Annotated in this window: 20 protein-coding genes and 1 pseudogene; 8 read left to right on the plus strand and 13 right to left on the minus strand. The window is 62.7% G+C overall.

Features of this window, described 5'->3' with window-relative positions; all coding sequences use genetic code 11:
- Nucleotides 1-71 precede the first annotated feature (71 nt).
- Together CKW25_RS09430 and CKW25_RS09435 are read left to right on the plus strand one after the other, a co-directional pair.
- Nucleotides 72-2,111 carry an NADPH-dependent 2,4-dienoyl-CoA reductase gene (locus tag CKW25_RS09430; protein ID WP_095078899.1) on the plus strand — a complete coding sequence of 680 codons (2,040 nt, stop codon included), beginning with the start codon at nucleotides 72-74 and terminating at the stop codon, nucleotides 2,109-2,111.
- Nucleotides 2,112-2,206: 95 nt separating this feature from the next.
- A complete protein-coding gene (locus CKW25_RS09435) occupies nucleotides 2,207-3,124 on the plus strand; it encodes a 1-aminocyclopropane-1-carboxylate deaminase/D-cysteine desulfhydrase (RefSeq protein ID WP_095078900.1) in 918 nt (305 codons plus the stop codon).
- A 66-nt stretch (nucleotides 3,125-3,190) separates the two neighbouring features.
- Here CKW25_RS09435 and CKW25_RS09440 read toward each other — a convergent pair whose 3' ends face one another.
- From CKW25_RS09440 to CKW25_RS09450, 3 genes are all read right to left on the minus strand, one after another.
- A complete protein-coding gene (locus CKW25_RS09440) occupies nucleotides 3,191-3,739 on the minus strand; it encodes a cytochrome b (RefSeq protein ID WP_095078901.1) in 549 nt (182 codons plus the stop codon).
- 199 nt (nucleotides 3,740-3,938) lie between these two features.
- Nucleotides 3,939-4,766 carry a phosphonoacetaldehyde hydrolase gene (phnX, locus tag CKW25_RS09445; protein WP_095078902.1) on the minus strand — a complete coding sequence of 276 codons (828 nt, stop codon included), beginning with the start codon at nucleotides 4,764-4,766 and terminating at the stop codon, nucleotides 3,939-3,941.
- Nucleotides 4,767-4,900: 134 nt separating this feature from the next.
- Complete coding sequence (locus CKW25_RS09450) at nucleotides 4,901-6,010, minus strand: 2-aminoethylphosphonate--pyruvate transaminase (protein ID WP_095078903.1); 1,110 nt, start codon at nucleotides 6,008-6,010, stop codon at nucleotides 4,901-4,903.
- A gap of 109 nt (nucleotides 6,011-6,119) precedes the next feature.
- Here CKW25_RS09450 and CKW25_RS09455 point away from each other — a divergent pair, with 109 nt between their 5' ends.
- Both CKW25_RS09455 and CKW25_RS26990 read left to right on the plus strand, forming a co-directional pair.
- Nucleotides 6,120-6,983 (plus strand): LysR substrate-binding domain-containing protein, encoded by an 864-nt coding sequence (locus tag CKW25_RS09455; protein WP_095078904.1) that lies wholly within the window; start codon nucleotides 6,120-6,122, stop codon nucleotides 6,981-6,983.
- Nucleotides 6,984-7,087: 104 nt separating this feature from the next.
- A pseudogene (locus CKW25_RS26990) lies at nucleotides 7,088-7,182 on the plus strand (hypothetical protein); the annotation flags it as partial.
- Here CKW25_RS26990 and CKW25_RS09460 read toward each other — a convergent pair.
- Nucleotides 7,182-9,107, minus strand: coding sequence for a type VI secretion system Vgr family protein (locus CKW25_RS09460; RefSeq protein ID WP_172736468.1), 1,926 nt, complete (start codon nucleotides 9,105-9,107; stop codon nucleotides 7,182-7,184). The pseudogene CKW25_RS26990 and the gene CKW25_RS09460 overlap by 1 nt on opposite strands.
- A 219-nt stretch (nucleotides 9,108-9,326) precedes the next feature.
- Here CKW25_RS09460 and CKW25_RS09465 point away from each other — a divergent pair, with 219 nt between their 5' ends.
- The gene (locus tag CKW25_RS09465) at nucleotides 9,327-10,031 is read left to right on the plus strand and encodes a YebC/PmpR family DNA-binding transcriptional regulator (protein ID WP_095078906.1); all 705 of its coding nucleotides are present in this window, start codon (nucleotides 9,327-9,329) and stop codon (nucleotides 10,029-10,031) included.
- 57 nt (nucleotides 10,032-10,088) lie between these two features.
- On the opposite strand, the gene CKW25_RS09470 is transcribed toward CKW25_RS09465, so the two are convergent.
- The 3 genes from CKW25_RS09470 to CKW25_RS09480 all read right to left on the minus strand — a co-directional run bounded on the left by CKW25_RS09470 (nucleotide 10,089) and on the right by CKW25_RS09480 (nucleotide 13,035).
- On the minus strand, nucleotides 10,089-11,414 hold the full coding sequence (locus CKW25_RS09470; RefSeq protein ID WP_095078907.1) for a leucine-rich repeat-containing protein kinase family protein: 1,326 nt from the start codon (nucleotides 11,412-11,414) through the stop codon (nucleotides 10,089-10,091).
- 365 nt (nucleotides 11,415-11,779) lie between these two features.
- The gene (locus tag CKW25_RS09475; protein WP_095078908.1) at nucleotides 11,780-12,532 is read right to left on the minus strand and encodes an anti-sigma factor; all 753 of its coding nucleotides are present in this window, start codon (nucleotides 12,530-12,532) and stop codon (nucleotides 11,780-11,782) included.
- Nucleotides 12,529-13,035: an RNA polymerase sigma factor gene (locus CKW25_RS09480; protein WP_095078909.1), complete on the minus strand. Its 507-nt coding sequence runs from the start codon at nucleotides 13,033-13,035 to the stop codon at nucleotides 12,529-12,531. The genes CKW25_RS09475 and CKW25_RS09480 overlap by 4 nt, the downstream gene beginning before the upstream one ends.
- Before the next feature lie 159 nt (nucleotides 13,036-13,194).
- Here CKW25_RS09480 and CKW25_RS09485 point away from each other — a divergent pair, with 159 nt between their 5' ends.
- Together CKW25_RS09485 and CKW25_RS09490 are read left to right on the plus strand one after the other, a co-directional pair.
- Nucleotides 13,195-14,280 carry a catalase family peroxidase gene (locus tag CKW25_RS09485; protein ID WP_095078910.1) on the plus strand — a complete coding sequence of 362 codons (1,086 nt, stop codon included), beginning with the start codon at nucleotides 13,195-13,197 and terminating at the stop codon, nucleotides 14,278-14,280.
- Nucleotides 14,277-14,819 (plus strand): cytochrome b, encoded by a 543-nt coding sequence (locus CKW25_RS09490; RefSeq protein ID WP_095078911.1) that lies wholly within the window; start codon nucleotides 14,277-14,279, stop codon nucleotides 14,817-14,819. Before CKW25_RS09485 ends, CKW25_RS09490 begins: the two co-directional genes overlap by 4 nt.
- Nucleotides 14,820-14,982: 163 nt before the next feature.
- On the opposite strand, the gene CKW25_RS09495 is transcribed toward CKW25_RS09490, so the two are convergent.
- Together CKW25_RS09495 and CKW25_RS09500 are read right to left on the minus strand one after the other, a co-directional pair.
- Entirely contained in the window at nucleotides 14,983-16,134 is a 1,152-nt protein-coding gene (locus tag CKW25_RS09495) for a M14-type cytosolic carboxypeptidase (RefSeq protein ID WP_095078912.1), read from the minus strand.
- Between the two features lie 523 nt (nucleotides 16,135-16,657).
- Nucleotides 16,658-16,999: a DUF6124 family protein gene (locus CKW25_RS09500; RefSeq protein ID WP_095078913.1), complete on the minus strand. Its 342-nt coding sequence runs from the start codon at nucleotides 16,997-16,999 to the stop codon at nucleotides 16,658-16,660.
- Nucleotides 17,000-17,129: 130 nt separating this feature from the next.
- Here CKW25_RS09500 and CKW25_RS09505 point away from each other — a divergent pair, with 130 nt between their 5' ends.
- Complete coding sequence (locus CKW25_RS09505; RefSeq protein WP_095078914.1) at nucleotides 17,130-17,795, plus strand: S24 family peptidase; 666 nt, start codon at nucleotides 17,130-17,132, stop codon at nucleotides 17,793-17,795.
- Nucleotides 17,796-17,841: 46 nt separating this feature from the next.
- Here CKW25_RS09505 and CKW25_RS09510 read toward each other — a convergent pair whose 3' ends face one another.
- From CKW25_RS09510 to CKW25_RS09525, 4 genes are all read right to left on the minus strand, one after another.
- Nucleotides 17,842-19,791, minus strand: a complete 1,950-nt coding sequence (locus tag CKW25_RS09510; RefSeq protein WP_095078915.1) for an acetyl/propionyl/methylcrotonyl-CoA carboxylase subunit alpha — start codon at nucleotides 19,789-19,791, stop codon at nucleotides 17,842-17,844.
- Nucleotides 19,791-20,606: a gamma-carboxygeranoyl-CoA hydratase gene (locus CKW25_RS09515; protein WP_095078916.1), complete on the minus strand. Its 816-nt coding sequence runs from the start codon at nucleotides 20,604-20,606 to the stop codon at nucleotides 19,791-19,793. The genes CKW25_RS09510 and CKW25_RS09515 overlap by 1 nt, the downstream gene beginning before the upstream one ends.
- Before the next feature lie 13 nt (nucleotides 20,607-20,619).
- Nucleotides 20,620-22,224 (minus strand): carboxyl transferase domain-containing protein, encoded by a 1,605-nt coding sequence (locus CKW25_RS09520; RefSeq protein WP_095078917.1) that lies wholly within the window; start codon nucleotides 22,222-22,224, stop codon nucleotides 20,620-20,622.
- Nucleotides 22,225-22,322: 98 nt separating this feature from the next.
- On the minus strand, nucleotides 22,323-23,486 hold the full coding sequence (locus CKW25_RS09525; RefSeq protein WP_095078918.1) for an isovaleryl-CoA dehydrogenase: 1,164 nt from the start codon (nucleotides 23,484-23,486) through the stop codon (nucleotides 22,323-22,325).
- Nucleotides 23,487-23,640 lie beyond the last annotated feature (154 nt).

The raw sequence follows: 23,640 nt of genomic DNA on the forward strand, positions 1-23,640 counted from the left end.
TGTGCCACATAACCGATGGACGCCCAAGAGCGTCCGCACTTTTTCCGTGATTGCTCGTTGTGGAGTTACCGATGGCCGCCACTCACTACCCGCACCTGTTGGCCCCGCTGGACCTGGGTTTTACCACGTTGCGCAACCGTACCCTGATGGGCTCGATGCACACCGGCCTTGAAGAGAAGCCGGGTGGCTTCGAGCGCATGGCGGCGTACTTCGCCGAACGTGCGCGCGGTGGTGTTGGCCTGATGGTCACCGGCGGTATCGGCCCGAACGACGAGGGCGGTGTTTATTCCGGTGCCGCCAAGCTGACCACCGAGGAAGAAGCGCTCAAGCATCAGATCGTCACCCGGGCCGTGCACGAGGCGGGCGGCAAGATCTGCATGCAGATCCTCCACGCCGGACGTTATGCCTACAGCCCGAAACAAGTGGCGCCGAGTGCGATCCAGGCCCCGATCAACCCGTTCAAGCCCAAGGAGCTGGACGAGGAGGGGATCGAGAAACAGATCAGCGACTTCGTCACCTGTTCCGTGCTGGCGCAAAAGGCCGAGTACGACGGTGTCGAGATCATGGGCTCGGAAGGTTATTTCATTAACCAGTTCCTCGCCGCGCACACCAACCACCGCACCGACCGTTGGGGCGGCAGCTACGAAAATCGTATGCGCCTGCCCGTGGAAATCGTCCGTCGCGTACGCGAAGCGGTTGGCCCGAACTTCATCATCATCTTCCGCCTGTCGATGCTCGACCTGGTGGAAGGCGGCAGTACCTGGGAAGAGATCGTGCAACTGGCCAAGGCCATCGAGCAGGCCGGCGCGACCCTCATCAACACCGGTATCGGTTGGCACGAAGCGCGTATTCCGACCATCGCCACCAAGGTGCCGCGTGCGGCGTTCAGCAAGGTCACGGCCAAGCTGCGTGGGACGGTTGGCATTCCGCTGATCACCACCAACCGCATCAACACCCCGGAAGTGGCCGAACAGATCCTCGCCGAAGGCGACGCTGACATGGTGTCGATGGCGCGGCCGTTCCTCGCCGACCCGGAATTCGTCAACAAGGCGGCCGAAGGCCGTAGCGATGAAATCAACACCTGCATCGGCTGCAACCAGGCCTGCCTGGACCACACCTTTGGCGGCAAGTTGACCTCATGCCTGGTCAACCCGCGGGCCTGCCACGAAACCGAACTCAACTACTTGCCGGTGCAGCAGCTCAAGAAGATCGCCGTGGTCGGCGCCGGCCCGGCCGGGCTGTCCGCCGCGACCGTGGCTGCCGAGCGCGGCCACCAGGTGACTCTGTTCGATTCCGCCAGCGAGATCGGCGGCCAGTTCAACATCGCCAAGCGCGTGCCGGGCAAGGAAGAGTTCTTTGAGACCCTGCGTTACTTCAAGCGCAAGTTGCAGACCACCCATGTCGAGGTGTGCCTGAACACCCGGGTCGATGTTGCGCAACTGGTGGCTGGCGGATACGACGAGGTGATCCTGGCCACCGGTATCGCACCTCGCGTACCGGCTATTCCAGGCGTCGAGCATGCCAAGGTCCTGAGCTACCTGGACGTGATCCTGGAGCGCAAGCCGGTCGGCAAGAAAGTCGCAGTGATTGGCGCCGGCGGCATCGGTTTTGACGTCTCGGAGTTCCTCGTGCATCAAGGTGTCGCCACCAGCCAGGACCGGGAAGCGTTCTGGAAGGAGTGGGGCATCGACACCCACCTTGAAGCCCGTGGCGGTGTTGCCGGGATCAAGGCAGTACCCCATGCCCCGGCCCGTGAAGTGTTCCTGCTGCAACGCAAGAAATCCAAGGTCGGCGACGGCCTGGGCAAGACCACCGGCTGGATTCACCGCACAGGCCTGAAGAACAAGCAGGTGCAGATGCTCAACAGTGTCGAGTACCTGAAGATCGATGATGAGGGGTTGCACATCCGCATCGGCGAAGCTGGCGAGCCGCAGGTGTTGCCCGTGGACAACATCGTGATCTGCGCTGGCCAGGATCCGCTGCGTGAACTGCACGATGGCCTGGTGGCCGCCGGGCAGAATGTGCACCTGATCGGCGGGGCGGATGTCGCCGCCGAGCTGGATGCCAAGCGTGCGATCAATCAGGGTTCGCGCCTGGCGGCCGAGCTGTAATTCTATCCCCCGTGGCGAGGGGGCTAGCTCCCTCGCCACACAAGCCGTAGCAGGCTGTTAAAATCCCGGTTCTATTCTCCCAGAACCGATCCCTCATGCTTTTCCCTCCCCACTGGTGCCCCCAGACCCCGCTTCAACCCCTGCACCTGGACTGGCTCGCCCGCGCGGGTGTCGAGGTGGCGGTGCTGCGGCTGGATCTCATCGATCCGCTGATCTCGGGCAACAAGTGGTTCAAGTTGATCGAGCACCTGAGGTTCGCCAGCGAAAGCGAAGCCAAGGGTGTCATCAGCCTCGGTGGCGCCTGGTCCAATCACCTGCATGCCCTGGCGGCCGCGGGCAAGCGCTTTGGTTTTCCAACCGTGGGCCTGTTGCGCGGCCATCCCCAGGACACTTCGACGGTGCAGGACTTGCAGGCTTTCGGCATGCAATTGCACTGGTTGGGGTACGGCGGTTATCGGGCTCGGCACCAACCCGGTTTCTGGCAACCGTGGCGGGAGCGCTACCCGGATTTGCATCCGATACCCGAAGGGGGTGGCACGGTGTTGGGCGCTCGAGGGTGCGGACAGTTACTGGCACTGGTGGCCGGGCAATTGGAGGCGCTGGGTTGGCCTGACCATGATGGCTGGTGGCTGGCCTGCGGAACCGGCACCACCTTGGCCGGCCTGGTGTTGGCGGAGGCCGGCAGGCACCCCGTACTGGGTGTGCTGGCCGTGCCGGATGATCATGGCGTGGCGCAGCAGGTCGACGGGATTTTGAGTGAGTGCGGGATGCCCGATGGAGGCTATGAGCTATTCGATGGCAGTCGTGGTGGTTTTGCCAAGGTCGATCCGACGTTGCTGGCGTTCATTGACGCCACCGAACGGGCCAGCGGTATCCCGCTGGAGCCCTTGTACACCGGCAAGGCGCTGTTGACGCTCAAGCAACAGGTCCAGGCTGGACGCTTTGCCAGCGGGACGCGCTTGATCTTCATCCACACGGGTGGCCTGCAGGGCCGTCGGGGCTTGAGTTCGTAGGGCACAAGCGGGCACGGCGCATGTGGCGAGGGCGCGGGCTCCCTCGCCAGAGCGCGGTGTTGGCGGTCAACCGCGTTTAGGCAGCATCCGCAGCAGGGTGTTGTCGCGGTACACGTAGTGGTGAGCCAGGCCAGCCACCGCGTGCAGGCCGATCAGCCAATAGCCGATGGTGCCGCCCAGGACGTGCCAACCCTCGATCTGTTTGGCCAGGTCCTTGTTTTCATCGATCAGCATCGGCAACTCGACGCCGTAGAACATCACCTGATGACCTGCGGCACTGGTGATCAGCCAGCCCAGGATCGGCATGCTGATCATGAATACATACAGTGCAACGTGCATCAGGGTGGCGAGAGCGCTCTGCCATTGCGGCGGCGTCGGCTTGATTTTCGGGGCAGTCCCCAGGCTGCGGGCAAGCAGGCGTAGCCAGACCAGCACGAACACGGTCAGGCCGAGCATGAAGTGGGCTTCCTTGATCAGGGTTCGCCCTTCACTGCCCTTGGGAAAAATCCCGCGCAGTTCGATACAGGCGTAAACCACTGCCAGCAGGACCAGCATCAACCAGTGCAATGTGACTGATACCGTGCTGTAGCGTGATTCCGAATTCTTCCATGGCATAGGTATTTCCTCGCTAGTCAGGTCTGAAATTCCCCGCTCTTGTGTGACGGAGTGCGGTCACTGTAATCCTGTTTGCGCGGGTTTGCCTGAGTCAGGTCAGGCTTTTGTCATGCTACGAGCGCTCTGCGACGGGTGTTCTGGTCAAAAAAAAACGCCAGCCCGGTTCAGGGGCTGGCGCTGTTTGGGCGTCCCGGGACCGTTAGCTGACTTGCGGCATTTCGCCCTTGGCCAGGCGTTTGTTGATGTCGGTAATCACTTCTGGCAGGTCCGTGATGGTGTCGATCATGTAGTGCGGGCGCGAGCCTTCGAACAGGGCGTGAATGCGTTTGCGTTCACTGGCCAGGGTGTCGCTGGCCAGCGCACGATAGCCTTCGTACGTCAGGCCCAGGGCGTTGCCCGAGCAGACCAGCGCGACGGTCCACATGCCGGCACGTCGACCTTCGAGGATACCGGGCACCGTGTCGTCGATCTTCACGCAGGCGGCGACGTCGTCGACCCCCAGGGCAATCACGTTGGCCAGCGCCTGGGCCGGCCATGGGCGGCCGTTGGGTACTTCGTCGGTGGCCACTACGTGATCGGCCACGTAGCCATTGGTGGCGGCCAGCTCCACGACCTTGTCCATCACCTGCTTGGGGTAGCCGGAGCACGAGCCGATCTTGATCCCTTGCTGGCGCAATTGGGCGATGGTGTCCAGGGCGCCCGGGATCAGTGCCGAGTGTTCGGCGATTTTCTCGATTTGCAGGGGCATGAAGCGTTGGTAGATGGCGGTCACGTCAGCGTCGGTCGGTGTGCGGCCGAAGACCTGGCGATAACGCTCGGCCACCTGCGGATGATCGCACAGGGTGCGGATGTGGTCCCACTTGCCCATGCCCATTGGCCCGCGGGCTTCTTCGATGGAGACCTGGACATCGAACTCGGCGAAGGCCTCGACGAAGATCTGGGTCGGGGCGAATGAGCCGAAATCGACCACGGTGCCGGCCCAGTCGAGGATGGCGGCTTGCAGTTGGGTTGGGTTGTTGTAGTTCATGGCGCGGGTGTCCTGTAGGGGCTGGCTTGCCAGCGAAGGTCGTTAACGATGACTCGTGGTTGCTGGATAAACGCGGTGCTGTCGAGTCCGTCGCTGGCAAGCCAGCGTCTGCAACAGTCGGTGCGTCATCGGGGTCAGATGTCGAGCACTTCCATCTCCCGCAGTACCTCTGCCACAGCGGCAACGGCGGCTTGCATCTCGATACCGTTGACGTGACCGATGCAGCCGACGCGGAAGGTTTCGACCTGGGTCAACTTGCCCGGGTAGAGGATGTAACCCTTGGCCTTGACCCGTTCGTAGAACTCCTTGAACTGGTAGCGCGGGTCCTTCGGTGCGTGGAAGGTGACGATGATCGGCGCCTGGATGCTGGCTGGCAGGAAGCTGCGCAGGCCCAGCTTGCTCATTTCTTCGAGCAGCACCTGGCAGTTGCTCGCGTAACGCCGATGCCGCGCCGGCAGGCCGCCTTCTTCGTTGTACTGCAGCAGTGCTTCGTGAAGGGCCGCGACTACATGGGTCGGCGGGGTGAAGCGCCACTGGCCGGTCCTGGCCATGTAGGTGTGCTGGTCGAACAGGTCCATCGCCAGGGAGTGGGAGTTACCGGCGGCATTGGCCAATGCGCTCTTGCTGGCGAAGACGAAGCCCATGCCCGGCACGCCTTCCAGGCATTTGCCGCTGGCCGCGATCAAGGCATCGAAGGGGACCTGGCGAGCGTCGATGGGCAGCGCGCCAAACGAGCTCATGGCGTCGATGATCAGGCGTTTACCGTGCCGGGCGATGACCTGGGCGATGTCCGGCAGCGGGTTGAGAATCCCGGTACTGGTCTCACAGTGAATCAGCGCCACGTGGGTGATGCTGTTGTCGGCGCGCAGCAGGCGGTCGACGTCGGCGGCCGTGGTCGGTTCGTCTTCGGCGCTTTCGAAGGTGCTGAACGAACGGCCCAGCACTTCGCAGATTTTCGCCAGGCGTTTGCCATAGGCACCATTGATCAGCACCAGGACCTTGCCGTCCCGTGGCACCAGGGTGCCGATGGCCGCTTCGACGGCGAAGGTGCCGCTGCCTTGCAAGGGGACGCAGTGGTGGCTGTCGGTGCCGTTGACGATCGCCAGCAGTTGTTCGCACAGGCTGGCGGTCAATTGGTTGAAGCGATCATCCCATGAACCCCAGTCGACCATCATCGCCTGGCGGGTGCGAGCCGATGTGGTCAGTGGGCCGGGGGTGAGCAGGATGGGTTCGGCAGTACTCATTCACGTGTCCTCGCATTCAATGGGATGAAGCTACGGGACATAAATTGCAATTTGGCGTGCTATCAATCAAATTGTTTGTTGTTATGCCAATCATCAGTAAGGGTTATTCATGAACCTGTTCCAGCTTCGTGCATTTGATGCCGTGGCCCGTGAGGGCAGCTTCACCCGGGCCGCTGCCCGCTTGTTTATCAGCCAGCCGGCGGTCACCGGGCACATCAAGGCACTGGAGGAGCACTACCAGATCACACTCTTGCGGCGTACCGCGCGGCGGGTCGAGCTGACGGAGGAGGGCACCAAGCTGGCGGCGATCACCCGGGCCATGTTTGGCCTGGCCGAGGAAGCGCAGGTGATGCTCGAAGCCAATCGGCAGTTGCTGACCGGTCGCCTGGAAGTGGCGGCGGACGGCCCGCACATGGTGATGCCGATGCTTGCCAGCCTGCGGGCGCGGTATCCGGGAATCACGGTCAACCTGCGCCTGGGCAATGCCCAGGAAACCCTGGCGGCGCTGTTGTCCGAGCATGCCGATGTGGCGGTGCTGACAGAGGTCGAGCCGCGCAAAGGGTTGCACCTGCAAGCCTTGAGCGAATCGCGGATCTGCGCCCTGGTGCCGGATAACCACCCTTGGGCCGCGCTGGAGCGGGGGGTTGCGCTCAGGCAGCTGGATCAGGTGATCATGGTGTTGCGTGAGCCGAGCTCGATTACCCGTCGCACCTTCGACGACGCCTGTGTTCAGGCGAAGGTCAATCCACGGGTGTTGCTGGAGCTCGACAGTCGCGAGGCGGTCACCGAAGCCGTCGCCGCCCAACTGGGGGTGGGGGTGGTGTCGTCGGTGGAAGTCAGTCACGACCCACGGGTGCGGGCGGTGCCGATCCTGGGCGACGGGCTGGTGAACCGGCACATGATCGGCTGCATGGAGCGGCGCCGGGATTTGCGCTTGATCCAGGCGTTCTTTGGCCTGGCGCCAGGGGGATAGTGGGTGGTGTCGCCTTCGCGGGTTTGCCCGCAAGGAGGTCGGACCTGTCTACTCCAGGCTTTCGCGCACCCTCTGCAGGAACGTCGCCACCACCCGTCGCGTACAAGGAGCGCGCGGAGGACCATGGCCGGCGGCCACGCCACCTGGACGTGCGGCTGGCCAGGTTTTTGCCGCCGCAGCCGGCAAGGCGGACAAGGGTCAGTGTCCGGGGCGGTTCACCAGCCAGTCGAACAGCAGCTGGTTGTCGGCCCCTCGCTGGTGTGTCCTGGCTGTGTTGGCGCTGTCGATGAAGTCCAGGCGCTGCTCACGTGTCCAGTGTTGCTGGAAGTAGTCGGCCAGAGCCTCGCATTGCCCTGGATACAGCAGGCAGAGTTGCTCCGGTGTGCGGGCAAACTCGCGGGCCAGTTGTTTTTTTTGCTCGATCGTCAGTGACAGCTTGCCTGACGCCTGACTCCGGCCTTCCATGATCACGGCATCACGGTTGAGACCGTCCAGCTCCTTGAGGCCGGGGCGGCGCATGCGCACGATGTACCAGGCGGTGTCGGCCAGTCGTTGCACCGTGGAGGGCGGTTGTTCGAACAGGTAGATCTCGCCGTTCCAGCCGATGGCATGTTCCGCCAGCCTATCGGCGTCGTCGACATGTTCGCAGGCCGGCGCCGGGGTGCTCGTAGATGGCGTGGGGCTGATCATGGGGCCAGACAACGTGATGGTGTTCGGCGCCAGGTGCAGGACATTGCCATTGGCGCTCAGGCTGATGGGCTGCTCCTCAATCCCTTGTGCGCACTCGCCTGGCGCAGCGCCGGTGAAGTCTCCCAATAGCACGGGCCGGTCGGGGTCGGCATCGAGAAAGGCAATTTGCACTTCGCTGCCACCCAGGGGCCGCTGGGGCTGACCGCTGCCGGTGTGCACAAGGGACAACCAAATGCCGCCCGCGTCGTGCCCGCCGGATTGCTGTGGCCACAGGCAGACCTCGATCCGCCCTTGAGCATCGAGCGCGGCGGGTTTGCCGGCCGGCCCCACGACACAACCGACCTGATAGCCGCTGATGCATGGCTTGGGATGGGCCGGGGCTGGCCGGAATTCGGTGGACCAGGGAATGGCGGTGAACTGATTGCCATAGCCGGTTGGCAGATCCGGCCATGGGTTGTCCACACCGGGTTGTTGTCCCTGGTGTCGCACATCACAGAGTAGCCATTGATCGTTGAGTGCCGTCACCGGATGGCCGTAGACCAGCAGCGTCCGACCGCTGTGCAGTGCAGGTTGGGTGCTGTGGCCCTGCACCCGATGCTGCCGGCAACGCGTCCGTTCAAGTGCCCGGCGTCCCAACTGGTTGCGGCGTGTGAGCAAAGGGTCGATTCGGCCCGGCTCGGACGGCGTGTCGAGGGGGGGCTGATTGGCGGCGTCGGCGGGCGCTGGGGGCATTGCGAGACTGTCGGCGCGCTGCTGGAAACCGGCTTGCGGTTCGCCGAAGGGCCGGTCATGACACTCGGACAGCCGGGTGATCTGCGACGGCTCGGCACTGTGCACGGCGAGGTGAAAGGCGGTCTCGACCGGCGGCAGGGCAAAGCTTGCGCTGTCCTCGGCAAACACCAGGATGTGTCGGTCAGGGTGGTGTTCAAAGTGAAAATGCAGGCCTTCCTCTTCACACAACCGGTGCAGCAGGTGCAGATCGGTTTCATCGTACTGGATGCAGAACTCGCGCGGCGGATACTCCCCGTTTGGCAGTTCGAACCGATAACTGTCGCCGGGCAGTCGATGTTCGTTGAGCAACTGGCGCAACAGCCCTGGCACGCTCAGTTGCCGGAACACCCGGCGTCGGGGCTGCTGTTCCAGCGTCTGCAGCCGGGGTGTCAGCTTCAGGCTGTAGCCGATCTGCTGCGCGCCCTCGTAGTGCAAGCCGGCGCTGTGGACGATACCGTGCAGGCCGGTGTCGCGGCTCATCCCGAGCCAGGCCGGTTGATGCAGCAAGTGTTCGAGCGCCATGGCCGGCACGGGGCCGACCATTTCAACCTCGAACCGATAGACCTGGTTGAGGGCTTCGTGACCGCTGAACTGGCGGACCGGGAAACTCAAGCCGAGCTCGGTGAGCGTCAGGGTGAAGGGGCTTTCCTTGTCGTTGTGCATCAAAGACTCTTCTGCCATGAAGTGCGGGGGCATAGAGGTTACGAAACACTGGCGATCAATAGTCGGCCAAGGCGGTTTTTCAGAAATGCCCTACAACGGCTAGTAAGGATGTCGATCACTGACAACACTTTTTGGTCGATTGCCAACTTTTTGCCGTATAAACTTGCGCAAAGCGTCGGCCAATAGTTGTCTCGGCGCCACAGATCAAGAGAGTGAGTAATGGGCGCACAGTGGAAGGTTAAACACAAAGAAGCGGCAGCCAACGCCAAGGGCAAGATCTTCGGCAAGCTGGTGAAAGAAATCACCATTGCTGCGCGTAACGGCGCCGATATCGCGACCAACGCGCACCTGCGTCTGGTAGTCGAGCAAGCGAAAAAGGCCTCGATGCCCCGTGAGACCCTGGAACGCGCCATCAAGAAAGGCTCCGGCCAACTGGGCGAAACCGTTCAGTACCATCGTGTGACCTACGAAGGTTTCGCACCGCACCAGGTGCCGCTGATCGTCGAGTGCGTGACCGATAACATCAACCGCACCGTGGCTGAAATCCGCGTGGCGTTCCGCAAGGGCCAACTGGGGGCTTCCGGTTCCGTGGCCTGGGACTTCGACCACGTCGGCATGATCGAGGCGTCCCCGGACACCCCTGACGCCGATCCGGAAATGGCCGCCATCGAAGCCGGTGCGCAGGATTTCGAGCCGGCCGAGGATGGCGCGACCTTGTTCATCACCGAAGCCACCGACCTGGATGCCGTGCAGAAGGCGTTGCCTGAGCAAGGCTTCACCGTGTTGTCGGCGAAACTGGGCTACAAGCCAAAGAACCCGGTCAGCGGCTTGACCGACGCGCAAATGGAAGAAGTCGAAGCCTTCCTCGAAGGCCTGGATAACCACGACGACGTGCAGGACATGTTTGTCGGCCTGGCGGGCTGAGTCCGACCTGACCCGTGGCGAGGGAGCACGCTCCCTCGCCACGTGGCGTGTGCGCCGCTAGCGACTTGAGTCGCAGGCGGCCAACGCTTCCACGATCTCGCTGAAACCCGGTCGGGCCAGGACCTCTGGCTGACAGCAGCGCGCGTGCAATTGCTCCAGTCCCACCCGACCTGCCTGGCTCAACCCCGAGTCGATCCGCTCCAGCAACTCACCCAGCAGAATCCCGAAGGCCCGCACTTCGATGCGTTGCAGCGCCCGGGTCTCCAGGGTATCGGCGGTGGCGTGGAAAGACGCGGCGCCAAAGTCCCCGAGCAGGCACTCACCGCGCTCATTGCACAACGTATTGTGGCCATAGAGGTCGCCATGGGTGATGCCTTGCCGATGCAGGTGCGCGGCAGCCGAGGCGACGCCAGCGGCAATGTTCAACGCCACGGCAGCACTCAGGCGCAGCCCGTCGGCGTACACGTCACGGCTGCAGGAGGCCAGGCTGGGCAGGTCGGCCAGGTTGCGGTAGCTCGGGTCGACCAAGTGCATCACCAGCCCGGCCTGGGCTTGGGGATGGTCGACGAGGCGCCCGTGGACACGGATCAGGTTCGGATGAATGCCGGCGGTGATGCAAGCGTTCATTTCATGCAGCGGTGAGCCGTCGCTGGTCATGTGCCCTTTGTAGAGTTTTACCGCGACCGGTTGCGCCGGTTGTGCCGGGGGCTGCCATTGCGCCCGATGGATGACTCCGCTGGCGCCTTCACCCAGCGGCTGCTGCAGGTGCACGTGGGACCAGGGAATGTTCGCCGTGGTCTCAAGGGCGCTGGCACAGGCCTCGGTTTCCAGCGGGTTGCCGGCGTAGGCCAGCCAGGCCAGTGCCGGCAAGGTCAGCAGCCACTGTGGCAGTTCGGTCAACTGGTTGGCGGAGATACGGATCAGTTCCAGCTGATGGCACTGGCTCAAGCTGGCGGGCAGATGTCGCAGGCGATTACCCGCGAGCATCAGTTTTTGCAGGAGGGGGCGTTCGCCCAGCTCGCTCGGCAACTCACCGATGCGGTTGTCGGTCAGGATCAACCAACGCAGCAGTGGCGGCAGGGCGGCGGCAGGGACTCGCTCCAGCTGATTGGACTTGAACCCGATCATGCTCAGTTGCGCGCACTGACCCAGGCACTCCGGCAGTTCAGTGAAGCGGTTGTTCGAGCAGAACAGCACGCGCAAACGGGTCAGGCGGTGCAGGTCATCGGGCAAGCGCTCCAGGGCATTGCCGCTGAGGTTGAGCACTTCCAGCGAGTCCGCCAGGTCGAAGATTTCCTCGGGAAACTCCGTCAGGCCACACGACAGGTCCAGACGTTTGAGGCCTGCGAGCGCTCCGGCCCGCAGTTGTGCAAGGGTATGCATGGACAGTTCCAGCCTGTGAAAAGAGAACGGGGGGGCGCCCGCAAAAGTGCGGCCATGATAATGCCAAATACCGGTTCAGCGATGTAATGCCAGCGTGGGACATTGAACACTTATCCCGTGGCGAGCGAGCTTGCTCGCGCTGGTCTGCGCAGCAGACCCATAACGGCTCGCCGAGTTTTGTCTGAAAGACTGCAACAAGCTTGTTGGGGCCGTTTCACGGCCCAGCGGGAGCAAGCTCCTTCGCCACGGAAATCGCGTACACCCAGCAGGATCAAGCGCTTGTCCTGGTCGTACAGCACATCGATCAGATTGATGAAACGCTGTTGAACGGCAATTTAGTGCAACGGCATTCCAGATGTCGGGTTCTAGAACCTCAGCGTCTGCTTGATCACCTGGGTGGCCGGGCTCCGGGCTTCGCTGACCATTGCATAGTTGTACCCGGCCCCCGACCAGTACTGCGCCTGCAATTCACCGTCGCTGCGACTGCCACGGGGCAGCAGATTGTTCCGGGGGCCGGGTGGCCGAATGTAGAAACTGATCTTGCTGCCCTGCGGGTTCTCGTACATCACCATGGCCGCCGGGCCTTGGTCGGTGCTCAGCAAACGCCCGCTGACCGGTTTGAACCCTGAGGGGGACAGGTCCGGCAGGCGATTGGCCCGGGTGAAGTAATGGTCAAGCCAGCCCTGTACGTCGCCGTCGTCCGCGACCTTGTAATCGGCCGGCAGAATGCCTTGCTGGGCGAACATCCGATACGCCTGCATCGCGTCGGTCATCGGCGGTGTGCTCCCGGCCAGGCTCAGCTCGCGTGCTTGCCAGCCACTCAGGCCACCGACACTGACCGCGATCAGCAGCACCGCGGCGCTGGCCAGATGGCGCCGGGACTGGCGTTTCAGGCGTTGGCGAATCATCCCGGGATCCAGGTCCGGGTTGGCCGGTTGCTGCAACGCCGCGCCCAACGCCGCGCGCAGTTGCTGAGCGTCCTGCTGCCAGGCGCGGACCTGGGCGGTCATCTGCGGATTGGCCGCCAGCCAGGTTTCCACCAGGCGCCGGTCGGCTTCGTTGAGTTGGTGGTCGACGTAGGCGTGCAGGTCATTGACCTCGGGGGGCATGCTGATCATTTGAGTATCCGCAGAGTAGGGCTGCTGATTTCGCCATCGCTGAGCTGGCGCAAGGCTTGGCGCGCGCGGGACAGGCGAGACATCACGGTGCCGGTGGGGATGTCGAGGATCTCGGCGACCTCTTTGTAACTCAAGCCTTCCACCGAAACCCAGAGCAACAGCGCGCGTTGTTCGGTGGGCAGTCGGTCGAAGGCTTCCAGGGTCGATTGCGCGATGACAGTGCGCTCCAGCGAAGGCTGTGGGTCATCGCGACCGGTGAAAAATTCCAGCATCCGGGCATAGCGCCTCGAGCGACGGTGGGCATCGAGAAATTGCCGATACAGGATCGCGAACAGCCACGCGCGCACGTCGCCTTCCGGGCGCTTGCTCCCCCAACTCGACAGCGCGCGCTCCAGCGACGATTGCACCAGATCGTCCGCATTGCCGGGATGGCGAGTCAGGGACACGGCAAAGCGCCGCAGCCTGGGGATGAGTTCACGCAACTGTTCGTCGAGCGGGTTCATGGTGGGCTGGCCAGTCACTGTGTTGGGGACCCGGGAGACGCTTGGCAAAAGAGGTTATTCCAGCCGCGGAAAAATAAACACCATGCCAATGGAATAAACCGCCGGCGCTTTCGTCTGATTGATCCTTCCCACAGGCCCGCTTCGGCCCTGGAGTCTTTTATGGTTGATCATGCACCGCCACCCGACAAAATCCCCCTGAGCCCTGCGAGCCTGATCCTGCGCCTGGCGGGGATCGGCGTGGTGATTGCGGCCTTGGCCGGGGCCTTTGCCTACGTCAATGGCACACTGGACCCACAGCGTCTGACCCCCAAGGCGCTGGTCAATGTGCTGGAGACCAACAACGGTGTTCACCCAGGCTTTCGACGCAATCACGCCAAAGGGGTGTGCGTGATCGGTTACTTCGAAAACTCCGGAGAGGCGCGTCAGTATTCCACGGCGCAGGTCTTCAGCGCGGCATGGACGCCGGTGGTTGGGCGTTTTGCGTTGCCCAGCGGTAACCCCTACGCCCCTGACAGCAGTGTGCCGATCCGCAGCCTGGCGTTGCGTTTCACCCAGGCAAACGGCCAGCAATGGCGCACGGGCATGAACAGCATGCCGGTGTTCCCGGTGGGGACACCTGAAGCCTTCTATCAATTGCAACAGGTGCAGACGCCCGATCCCGCGACCGGCAAACCCGATCCGGCCGCCGCACCGGCATTTTTCGCCGCGCACCCGGAAACCGCGCCCTTCCTGAAATGGGTGAAGTCGACCAGGCCATCGGCCAGTTACGCGACCGAGACCTACAACGGCATCAACGCGTTCTACCTGGTCAACGCGACAGGACAGCGCCAGGCGGTACGCTGGGGCGTGGTACCCGTCGCCCGGGACGCTGCGGGCGCCAGTGCGCCGCAAGGCGCGGACTTCCTGGAGCAGGATCTGCTCCAGCGCTTGAGCAGCGGCCCCGTGCGTTGGCAGTTGAACATCACCCTGGCGGCGCCCTCGGACCCGACCCATGACGCGAGCAAGGCGTGGCCTGCCGACCGCACCGTCCTGAATGCCGGGACCCTGGTCCTGGAGCGTGCCCAGGCGCAGGACAGCGGTGAATGCCGCGACATCAACTACGACCCGCTGATCTTGCCTACGGGCATCGAAGGTTCGGATGACCCGCTGTTGGCGGCGCGTTCAGCGGTCTACGCCAACTCCTACCTGCGGCGTACCCAGGAAGTCAGCCAGTTGCCCACCACCAGACAGGAGCCGGCACAATGAGTGCGCACCCGAACCACTTTGCGCCGCTGGCGCGGCTGCTGCACTGGCTGATGGCACTGATGATCATCGCCATGTTGTTTATCGGCGCCGGTATGGTCGCCTCGGTGTCCGAGCGCCATGCCTGGCTGATCCACCTGCACAAACCCTTGGGCATCGCGATCCTGCTGTTGGTGATCGTGCGACTGGTGGTGCGCTTTTCGACTCGCCAGCCTCTGTTGTCCGCTGACTTGCCGACCTGGCAGGTGCTGGCGGCCAGGGCCTCCCATGTGTTGCTGTACGCCTTGATGCTGACCTTGCCGTTGCTGGGCTGGGCGATGATTTCGGCGGCAGGCGACCCGGTGATGCTCGCCAGTGCCTGGCAGCTGCCGTCGATTGTGCCGGCCAATACCGCGCTGTTTACCTTCCTGCGCAAGGCTCATGGCTATCTGGCGTACCTGCTGTTCCTGACCGTGCTGGTGCATCTGGCCGCAGCACTGTTCCATGGCTGGGTGCGCCGTGACGGCGTGTTGCAGAGCATGTTGGCTGGCAAGGATCACTGATCGGGCAGGGCGGTGCAGCGTTGCGTTGCACCGCTGTTATCAGGCCTTTGGAACTGCGCTCCCAGGACGGGCGCTTGCTGGGGCCGGAGGATTGCCGGCGGATCGCGGCGTCTGAGTGAGGTCATGGCGGCATGCCGTGGAGGCATGCCGTCATGCCAGGGGATCAGCGCAAGGTGCCGACCATATCGGCCACCGTCGACAAGACATCCTTGCCCAACTGCATCGAACGCTTGCCGGACCAGCCGGTGTGGGCGTTGGGGGCGTCGTTGTTGTCCTTGAACGGCATTTCCAGGGTCAGCGACAGGCAGTCGAACTGTTCGCCGACGCTGTTGCAGGCCAGGGTCATGTTGGCCTTGCCCGGCTCGTCACGGGTATAGCCGTGGGCGGTCTGAAAATCGCGGGTCTTGTGTTTGAGGTGACTGCGGAAATGCTCCTCAAGCTTTGCAATCCGTGGCGTGTAGCCCGGGTTGCCTTCACATCCGGCGGTGAACACGTAGGGGATTTCTTCATCGCCGTGGATATCGAGGAACAGGTCGACGCCGTACTTTTCCATCTGCTGCTGTACGAAGAACACTTCCGGGCTGATCTCCGGACTGGCGCTCTGCCAGGCGCGGTTGAGGTCCTGGCCCATGGCATTGGTGCGCAGGTGACCGTGAAAGGCACCGTCCGGGTTCATGTTCGGCACCAGGTACAGGTCGGCGCTGGCCAGCAATTTGTTCAGCTCAGGGTCGTTGTGCTGTTGCAGGCGCTCGATGACCCCTTCCATGAACCACTCGGCCATGTGTTCGCCGGGATGCTGCTGGGCGATGATCCAGACCTTGCGCTGGCCTTCGGCGCCACTGCCTTTGCGCAGCAGTTGAATGTCGCGACCTTCGACGCTTTTGCCGGTGGCCAGCAACTCGGTGCTGGCCTTGGTCAGTGCCTGTTCGATCAGCCAGTCATGGCGACCGCGGCTGTAGGGTTCAAAGTAGGCAAACCAGGCGTGCGTCTGGGTGGCTTCCAGGCTGAAGCGCAGGCAATCGCCTTCAAAGATCGTCGGGACACGGAACCAGTTCACGTGGTCGTAGGAGGCCACGGCCTGATAACCATCCCAGGCTTTGTTGTAGGAGGATTTACTGGCGTTGTTCAGGCGAAACCAGTGCTCCTGCCCCACATGCAGGCCGCTGGCCTTGAAATGAAACCACTGGAAATGCTGACTGCGGGTATCGGGCTTGATGGCCAGCAAGGCCTGTAACGGATTGCTGAGGTCCAGCACCTCTATGTTGCCGCTGTCGAAATTGGCAGTGATATCAAAGGAGCGTTGAGCCACGGTCATGATCTCATCCTGGATATGATGGTTATGGCGCTTACTTTACACACAAGGGAGGGGAAAGCTGAGGGCAATTTACGAGGTCTTGAGGGGAGGGGGGCGTCGTCCTTGACGCAGCCGCAGCTTAGTGACTATGCGATTGATTCTCAAGTGCTATTTTCCATTGCCTGCAGGGCGTCTCGTCACTGTCGTGTTGCAAAAAGATGCTCTTTTGATATCATCCGCGCCATCGAATTCAGCAGTACCCGACTTCATTAGCCTGAAGCCAAAGCCAGAATAACTGGCAAAAAAAGACCCGGCAAAAAGCCGGGTCAAAAACCGTGATTAGCCTGATGAGGAGATATTCGAAGAGTCCGACCTAAGGTCTCTTGGGATATCGACTGATCTCGCGACCAGCTGATGCAATAATAATCATTATCATTTGCAAGTCAAATGTTTTCACCTGCCTCATAGGAAATATTTTTCCTGTCGCCTTGCCAGACGCCCGCGGCTTGACCGTCAACCCGGCGTTGACGCTGATATTTCCCGCTCAATCCACTCGATTGCCGTCCAGGGATCGTTCCACCATGGCCTTGGCCATGTCGATCATGTGAACCACCGTCAAGGCCAGGTCGCGGCTGGCGCCCTGCAGGCTGTTCGCCGACTCGTTGGCGCTCGCCGCTGCACAACGCAGCAGGCAAGAGGCATGGACCAGGGCTTCCTCGCTGCTGACGTGACGGTTGACGTCGAACAAGCGTTCCGTGACGTCCCATTCCGAAACAGTTGGTTTCAAGTAATAGTCGAGGGCGCGCTGGGTTGCGGCACAGTCCTTGAGTGACGTGAAGCGGGTGTCGATTTCCTGCTCTTGCGGGTCTTTGTCGATGTTTTCCATGGTGAGGTCTTACTCCATGATAGGGGCGTAGGGTCAGGTCAAATATTAGTACCTATCGTATTTATGACGAAAAATTAAATACTACAATGTGTGTGTTGAGGGTCTGGTCACGGGAAGTATCGTTCCGCCCATGGATAAATGGATTGAATTGGTCAAGGCCAAGATGAGTGAGCTACGGATCACTCAGGAAAAACTCGCTGAACGCCTCGCCATGTCGCAGGGCGGCGTCGGTCATTGGTTGAACAAGCGTCGGCAGCCGAGCCTCGAAGACATGAACCGGGTGCTCCGGGAACTGGGGATGGGGTTTCTTGAGGTGGCCCTGGTGATCAGGGAAACCGAGGCGACGAAGGCCGATGACGAAGCGGATGCGGACGAAATGCCGCTGGCGCAAAAGTACAACCCGTACTTTCGTTACCCGGTGAGCGACTGGCGGGGGCTTTGCGAAGTGCGCGAAGCGACAGCCGCCACCTATGGCAAGGGTCGCTCCGAGTTATCGGATTACCATGCCCGCGGGCCGGCGTTCTGGCTGGTCGTGGTGGGCGATGCGATGACGGCGCCCAGCGGCCCGAGCATTGCGCAGGACATGCTGATCCTGGTCGACCCGGCCGTCGAGGCGGTACCTGGCAAGCTGGTGATCGCCCAATGGTCGGGCAACGCCGAGGCGACCTTCCGCAAGTTGATAGAAGAGGGCGGCCAGCGTTACCTGGTGCCGCTGAACCCGACCTATCCCAAGGCCCTGATGACCGACGACTGCCAGATCATCGGCGTGGTGGTGCAGGCCACCGCGAAGTTCTGATCAGCGAGGTCCTGCACGGCAGGACCTCGCTGTCATCGGGCAGCGACTAGTCGAACTCCACCAGTGCGCTGCCTTCGTTGACCATCTCGCCTTCCTGGCAATACAAGGCCTTGATCACGCCAGCATGGGGCGCACGGATGCTGTGCTCCATTTTCATGGCTTCGAGTACCACCAATTGTGCCCCGGCTTCGACGGTCTGTCCCGGCTCCACCAGGACGCGCACGATGCTGCCGTTCATCGGCGCGGTCAACCCGCCGTGATGGCTATGGCTGGCTTCGACAGCGGCAATCGGGTCGTACTGCTTGACGCTGTGCAGTTCGCCTTCCCATTGCAGGTACAGGCTGTCGCCGTGGCGGATCGCGCGATGCTGGCGGCGCAGGCCGTGATGCTCCACCCGCAACTGTTCACCGACCAGTTCGGCATGACGCCTGTCAGCCGGGGCCAGGGTGACAGCCTGGTCCTGGCCCTCACAACTCAGGTGCAGCGTGGTTTCGGCGGGTAATCCGGCGCGGAACCCGTTGCCGATGGCCCAGGGTGAACCCGGGTCATCGCTGCGTACGCTGTGTGCCTGGCTTTGCGCAAACGCTTGAGCGGCGGCCTGCCAGAACTCATCGCTGAGTTCGCGGGGAGCGGGCAGCAATTGCTCCTGGTAGCGCGGGATAAATCCGGTGTCCAGTTCGGCGGCGGCGAATGCCGGGTGAGCGACGATTCGGCGCAGAAAGCTGATGTTGGTCTTCAGGCCGCCAATGGCGAACTCGTCGAGCATGCTCAGCAGGCGCAAGCGTGCCTGTTCGCGATCCTCGCCCCAGGCAATGAGCTTGCCGAGCATCGGGTCGTAGAACGGCGAAACGGTGTCGCCTTCCTCGACGCCGCTGTCCACGCGACGGCCAGGACCGGCGGCGGACTCACGGTACAGCGCCAGATGGCCGGTGGCCGGGAGGAAGTCATTGCCCGGGTCTTCAGCGTACAGCCGCACTTCAATCGCATGGCCGATCAACGGCACCTGCGCCTGGGTCATCGGCAGCGGCTCGCCTTGGGCGACGCGGATCTGCCAGGCGACCAGGTCGAGGCCGGTGATGGCCTCCGTGACCGGGTGTTCGACTTGCAGGCGGGTGTTCATCTCCATGAAGAAGAACTCACCCCGCGAATCGAGCAGGAACTCCACGGTACCGGCGCCGACATAGCCGATGGCTTGCGCGGCACGGACCGCCGCCTCGCCCATGGCCTTGCGCAGTTCCGCGCTCAGGCCGGGGGCAGGGGCCTCTTCGACGACTTTCTGGTGACGACGCTGGATCGAGCAGTCACGCTCATTGAGGTACAGGCAGTTGCCGTGTTGATCGGCGAACACCTGGATTTCCACGTGGCGCGGCTTGAGCAGGTACTTCTCCACCAGCATCCGCGAGTCGCCGAACGACGACAGGGCTTCACGCTGGGCCGAGGCCAAGGCTTCGGCCAGCTGGCTGACGTCCTCGACCACTTTCATGCCTTTGCCACCACCGCCGGCCGTTGCCTTGAGCAGGACCGGGTAGCCGATGCGCTGCGCGGCATCGCGGAAGGTGTCCAGGTCCTGGGCTTCGCCGTGGTAACCCGGTACCAGCGGCACGCCGGCGGTTTCCATCAAGGCCTTAGCCGCGGATTTGCTGCCCATGGCGTCGATGGCCGACGCGGGCGGGCCGAGGAAAATCAGGCCGGCCGCTTCAATGGCACGGGCAAAGCCGGCGTTTTCCGAGAGGAAACCGTAGCCCGGGTGGATCGCCTGGGCGCCGCTGGCTTTGGCGGCGGCCAGCAGTTTGTCGATTTGCAGGTAGCTGTCAGCCGCCTTGCTACCCCCCAGGTCCACGCGGATATCCGCTTCGCGGCTGTGCCGTGCGTCCCGGTCGGTGGCGCTGTGCACGGCCACGGTGGTCAGGCCCAGGGCTTTGGCGGTGCGCATCACACGGCAGGCGATTTCGCCACGGTTGGCCACCAGCAGGGTGGTGAGTACAGGTGCGCTCATCAACGCGGCTCCTTGGTGGTGGATTCGACCTGCCAGCTCGGCGGCCGTTTTTGCAGAAAGGCCCGCAAGCCTTCCTGCCCCTCGGGGCTGACCCGGATCCGCGCGATAGCGTTTTCGCAATAACGGCGCAGCGCCGGGTTCAGGGCGCCGTTGCCGACTTCGCGCAGCAGTTCCTTGCTTGAGCGCATGGCCTGCGGGCTGTTGAGTAACAGGTTGTTGATCCAGTGCTCGATCTGGGGCTCCAGTTCGCCCACCGGATAGCTTTCGCTGAGCAGGCCGATTTCCCGGGCGCGTACGCCGCTGAAGCGTTCTGCGGTCAGGGCATAACGACGGGCTTCGCGCTCGCCGATGGCTTGTACGACGAAGGGGCTGATCACCGCGGGAGCCAGGCCGATGCGCACTTCCGACAGGCAGAACTGCGCGTCATCGGCACCGATGGCCATGTCGCAGCAACTGATCAGGCCCAGGGCGCCGCCATAGGCCGCACCTTGCACCACCGCCAGGGTCGGGATCTTCAGCTTGGCCAGGTTGTACATCAACTCGGCGAGCTCGCGGGCGTCATCCAGGTTGGTGTGGTAGTCGAGTTCGGCCGACTGCTGCATCCAGGACAGGTCCGCACCGGCGCTGAAATGCTTGCCGCGTCCGCGCACCAGCAGAAAACGCAGGTTCGGGTCGCCCTGAACCTTGTCCAGGGCCAGGATCAGCTCGCGAATCATTTCGGCGTTGAAGGCGTTGTTCTTCGCTTCGCGACTGAGCCACAGCGTGGCGAAACCACGGGGGTCGGTCAGCAGTTCCAGGGTATTGAAGTCGCTCATGGTTTTCTCCAGATCACATCCGGAACACGCCGAAGCGGCTCGGTTCGATAGGGGCGTTCAGCGAGGCGGACAACGCCAGTGCCAGCACGTCGCGGGTTTGCGCCGGGTCGATGACGCCGTCATCCCACAAGCGAGCGCTGGAGTAGTAGGGGTGGCCCTGTTCTTCATACTGGTCAAGGATCGGTTGCTTGATTTCGGCTTCCTGCGCGGCACTGAAAGGGTGTCCGCCGCGCTCGGCCTGTTCGCGCTTGACCTGCACCAGCACGCCGGCGGCCTGTTCGGCGCCCATCACGCCAATACGTGCGTTCGGCCACATCCACAGGAAGCGCGGGTCGTAGGCCCGGCCGCACATCCCGTAGTTACCGGCACCGAAGCTGCCACCGATGATCACGGTGAACTTTGGCACCTTGGCGCACGCCACGGCGGTCACCAGCTTGGCGCCGTGCTTGGCGATGCCGCCGGCCTCGTATTTCTGGCCGACCATGAAGCCGGTGATGTTTTGCAGGAACAGCAGGGGAATCCCGCGCTGACAGGCCAGTTCGATGAAGTGCGCGCCTTTTTGCGCGGCCTCGGCGAAGAGGATGCCGTTGTTGGCGAGTATCGCGATGGGATAGCCGTGCAGATGGGCAAAACCACAGACCAGTGTGGTGCCAAACAGCGCCTTGAACTCGTCGAACACCGAACCGTCCACCAGGCGTGCGATCACTTCGCGCACATCGAAGGGTTGCTTGGCATCGGCCGGGACCACGCCGTACAGCTCGTCGCTGGCAAACAGCGGGGCAATCGGCGTGCGCTGCTGCAGCTCACCGAGTTTGCGCCAGTTGAGGTTGGCAACGCTGCGTCGGGCCAGCGCGAGGGCGTGTTCATCGCTGTCGGCGTAGTGGTCGGCCACCCCGGAAATCTTGCAGTGCACATCGGCACCGCCCAGTTCTTCGGCACTGACTACTTCGCCGGTGGCGGCTTTCACCAGCGGTGGGCCGGCGAGGAAAATAGTGGCCTGCTCGCGCACCATGATCGCTTCGTCGGCCATGGCCGGCACATAGGCGCCGCCCGCAGTGCACGAGCCCATGACCACCGCGATCTGCGGGATGCCCATGGCGCTCATGTTGGCCTGGTTGAAGAAGATCCGCCCGAAGTGTTCGCGGTCCGGAAAGACTTCATCCTGACGGGGCAGGTTGGCGCCACCGGAGTCCACCAGATAGATGCACGGCAAGCGATTCTGCTGGGCTATGGTCTGGGCGCGCAGGTGTTTTTTCACCGTCAGCGGGTAGTACGAGCCGCCTTTGACCGTGGCATCGTTGGCGACGATCATGCACTCGACGCCCTCGACCCGGCCGATGCCGGCGATCACCCCGGCGGCCGGAACCTCTTCGCCATAGACTTCATACGCAGCCAGCTGGCTGATTTCCAGGAAGGGCGAGCCCGGATCGAGCAAGCGGTTGATCCGCTCGCGGGGCAGCAGTTTGCCCCGCGAGGTGTGCCGTTCCTGGGCCTTGGCGCCACCGCCTTGCTGGACCTGGGCGAGCAGGGTGTGCAGCGCATCGACCTGGGCAAGCATTGCCGCGCTGTTGCTGGCGAACTCCGCCGAACGGGGATTGAGCTGGGTGTGCAAAATCATGGGCTACTCCGTAGCAGCTTCAAGTTTCAAGCTACAAGCTACAAGTCAGAAGCAAGAGCGCAGTCCTCTTGCAGCTTGACGCTTGCCACTGACGAAATTTATTTCGTTTCGTTGAACAGTTCGCGGCCGATGAGCATGCGACGGATCTCACTGGTGCCCGCGCCGATTTCATACAGCTTGGCGTCACGCAGCAGACGGCCAGCGGGGAACTCGTTGATGTAACCGTTACCCCCCAGGATCTGGATCGCGTCGAGGGCCATTTGCGTGGCGCGTTCGGCGCTGTAGAGGATCACGCCGGCAGCGTCCTTGCGGGCGGTTTCGCCACGCTCGCAGGCCTGGGCCACGGCATACAGATAGGCGCGGCTGGCGTTGAGCTGGGTGTACATGTCGGCGACCTTGCCCTGGATCAGCTGGAATTCACCGATGCTTTGGCCGAACTGCTTGCGGTCGTGGATGTACGGAACAATCAGGTCCATGCACGCTTGCATGATCCCGGTCGGGCCGCCGGAGAGCACCACGCGCTCGTAGTCGAGGCCGCTCATCAGTACTTTCACGCCACCGTTGAGTACACCCAGGATGTTTTCTTCCGGGACTTCAACGTCGTCGAAGAACAGCTCGCAGGTGTTGGAACCCCGCATGCCGAGCTTGTCGAACTTGTTGCTGCGGCTGAAGCCTTTCCAGTCGCGCTCGACGATAAACGCGGTGATGCCGTGCGGGCCCTTTTCCAGGTCGGTCTTGGCGTAGATCACATAGGTGTTGGCGTCCGGACCGTTGGTGATCCAGGTCTTGCTGCCGTTGAGCACGTAATGGTCGCCACGCTTGTCGGCGCGCAGCTTCATCGAGACCACGTCGGAACCGGCATTGGGTTCGCTCATGGCCAGGGCGCCGATGTGCTCGCCACTGATCAGCTTGGGCAGGTACTTGACCTTCTGCTCGTGGGTGCCGTTGCGGTTGATCTGGTTGACGCAGAGGTTGGAGTGGGCGCCGTAGGACAAGGCGACAGAGGCCGAACCGCGGCTGATTTCTTCCATGGCCACGACGTGGGCCAGGTAGCCCAGGCCGGCACCGCCGTACTCTTCCGGCACGGTGACCCCCAGCAGGCCCATGTCGCCGAACTTGCGCCACAGGTCCGCCGGGAACAGGTTATCGATATCGATCTGTGCGGCTCGCGGCGTGATCTCTTTGGCGACGAATGCGCGGACCTGGTCACGCAGCATGTCGATGGTTTCGCCGAGGGCAAAGTTCAGGGTCGGATAGCTCATGGGGGCACCTTCAAACTTGTTTTTATCAATGGAGAATCGGCCTGCGAACCGTGCCGAGTCGACTGTCACCTTTACGTTAACGTAAACCTGTGACGAATGGCTGTCAATCGCCCTTTACGTTAACGTCAACTTGAGCGAGAGTAGGGGCAGTTCT

It is taken from the genome of Pseudomonas sp. Irchel s3h17, from assembly GCF_900187505.1.
In the GTDB taxonomy this organism is placed as follows: Bacteria; Pseudomonadota; Gammaproteobacteria; order Pseudomonadales; family Pseudomonadaceae; genus Aquipseudomonas.

What these genes read in the sequence shown, in the direction of transcription:
- CKW25_RS09450 (WP_095078903.1), bottom strand. Translation starts at nt 6,010, where the DNA reads ATGAGTACTGCCGAACCCATCCTGCTCACCCCCGGCCCACTGACCACA.
- CKW25_RS09480 (WP_095078909.1), bottom strand. Translation starts at nt 13,035, where the DNA reads ATGAACCCGCTCGACGAACAGTTGCGTGAACTCATCCCCAGGCTGCGG.
- CKW25_RS09455 (WP_095078904.1), top strand. Translation starts at nt 6,120, where the DNA reads ATGAACCTGTTCCAGCTTCGTGCATTTGATGCCGTGGCCCGTGAGGGC.
- CKW25_RS09490 (WP_095078911.1), top strand. Translation starts at nt 14,277, where the DNA reads ATGAGTGCGCACCCGAACCACTTTGCGCCGCTGGCGCGGCTGCTGCAC.
- CKW25_RS09505 (WP_095078914.1), top strand. Translation starts at nt 17,130, where the DNA reads ATGGATAAATGGATTGAATTGGTCAAGGCCAAGATGAGTGAGCTACGG.
- CKW25_RS09465 (WP_095078906.1), top strand. Translation starts at nt 9,327, where the DNA reads ATGGGCGCACAGTGGAAGGTTAAACACAAAGAAGCGGCAGCCAACGCC.
- CKW25_RS09515 (WP_095078916.1), bottom strand. Translation starts at nt 20,606, where the DNA reads ATGAGCGACTTCAATACCCTGGAACTGCTGACCGACCCCCGTGGTTTC.
- CKW25_RS09440 (WP_095078901.1), bottom strand. Translation starts at nt 3,739, where the DNA reads ATGCCATGGAAGAATTCGGAATCACGCTACAGCACGGTATCAGTCACA.
- CKW25_RS09430 (WP_095078899.1), top strand. Translation starts at nt 72, where the DNA reads ATGGCCGCCACTCACTACCCGCACCTGTTGGCCCCGCTGGACCTGGGT.
- CKW25_RS09475 (WP_095078908.1), bottom strand. Translation starts at nt 12,532, where the DNA reads ATGATCAGCATGCCCCCCGAGGTCAATGACCTGCACGCCTACGTCGAC.
- CKW25_RS09525 (WP_095078918.1), bottom strand. Translation starts at nt 23,486, where the DNA reads ATGAGCTATCCGACCCTGAACTTTGCCCTCGGCGAAACCATCGACATG.
- CKW25_RS09510 (WP_095078915.1), bottom strand. Translation starts at nt 19,791, where the DNA reads ATGAGCGCACCTGTACTCACCACCCTGCTGGTGGCCAACCGTGGCGAA.
- CKW25_RS09495 (WP_095078912.1), bottom strand. Translation starts at nt 16,134, where the DNA reads ATGACCGTGGCTCAACGCTCCTTTGATATCACTGCCAATTTCGACAGC.
- CKW25_RS09520 (WP_095078917.1), bottom strand. Translation starts at nt 22,224, where the DNA reads ATGATTTTGCACACCCAGCTCAATCCCCGTTCGGCGGAGTTCGCCAGC.
- CKW25_RS09485 (WP_095078910.1), top strand. Translation starts at nt 13,195, where the DNA reads ATGGTTGATCATGCACCGCCACCCGACAAAATCCCCCTGAGCCCTGCG.
- phnX (WP_095078902.1), bottom strand. Translation starts at nt 4,766, where the DNA reads ATGAACTACAACAACCCAACCCAACTGCAAGCCGCCATCCTCGACTGG.
- CKW25_RS09500 (WP_095078913.1), bottom strand. Translation starts at nt 16,999, where the DNA reads ATGGAAAACATCGACAAAGACCCGCAAGAGCAGGAAATCGACACCCGC.
- CKW25_RS09435 (WP_095078900.1), top strand. Translation starts at nt 2,207, where the DNA reads ATGCTTTTCCCTCCCCACTGGTGCCCCCAGACCCCGCTTCAACCCCTG.
- CKW25_RS09460 (WP_172736468.1), bottom strand. Translation starts at nt 9,107, where the DNA reads ATGCACAACGACAAGGAAAGCCCCTTCACCCTGACGCTCACCGAGCTC.
- CKW25_RS09470 (WP_095078907.1), bottom strand. Translation starts at nt 11,414, where the DNA reads ATGCATACCCTTGCACAACTGCGGGCCGGAGCGCTCGCAGGCCTCAAA.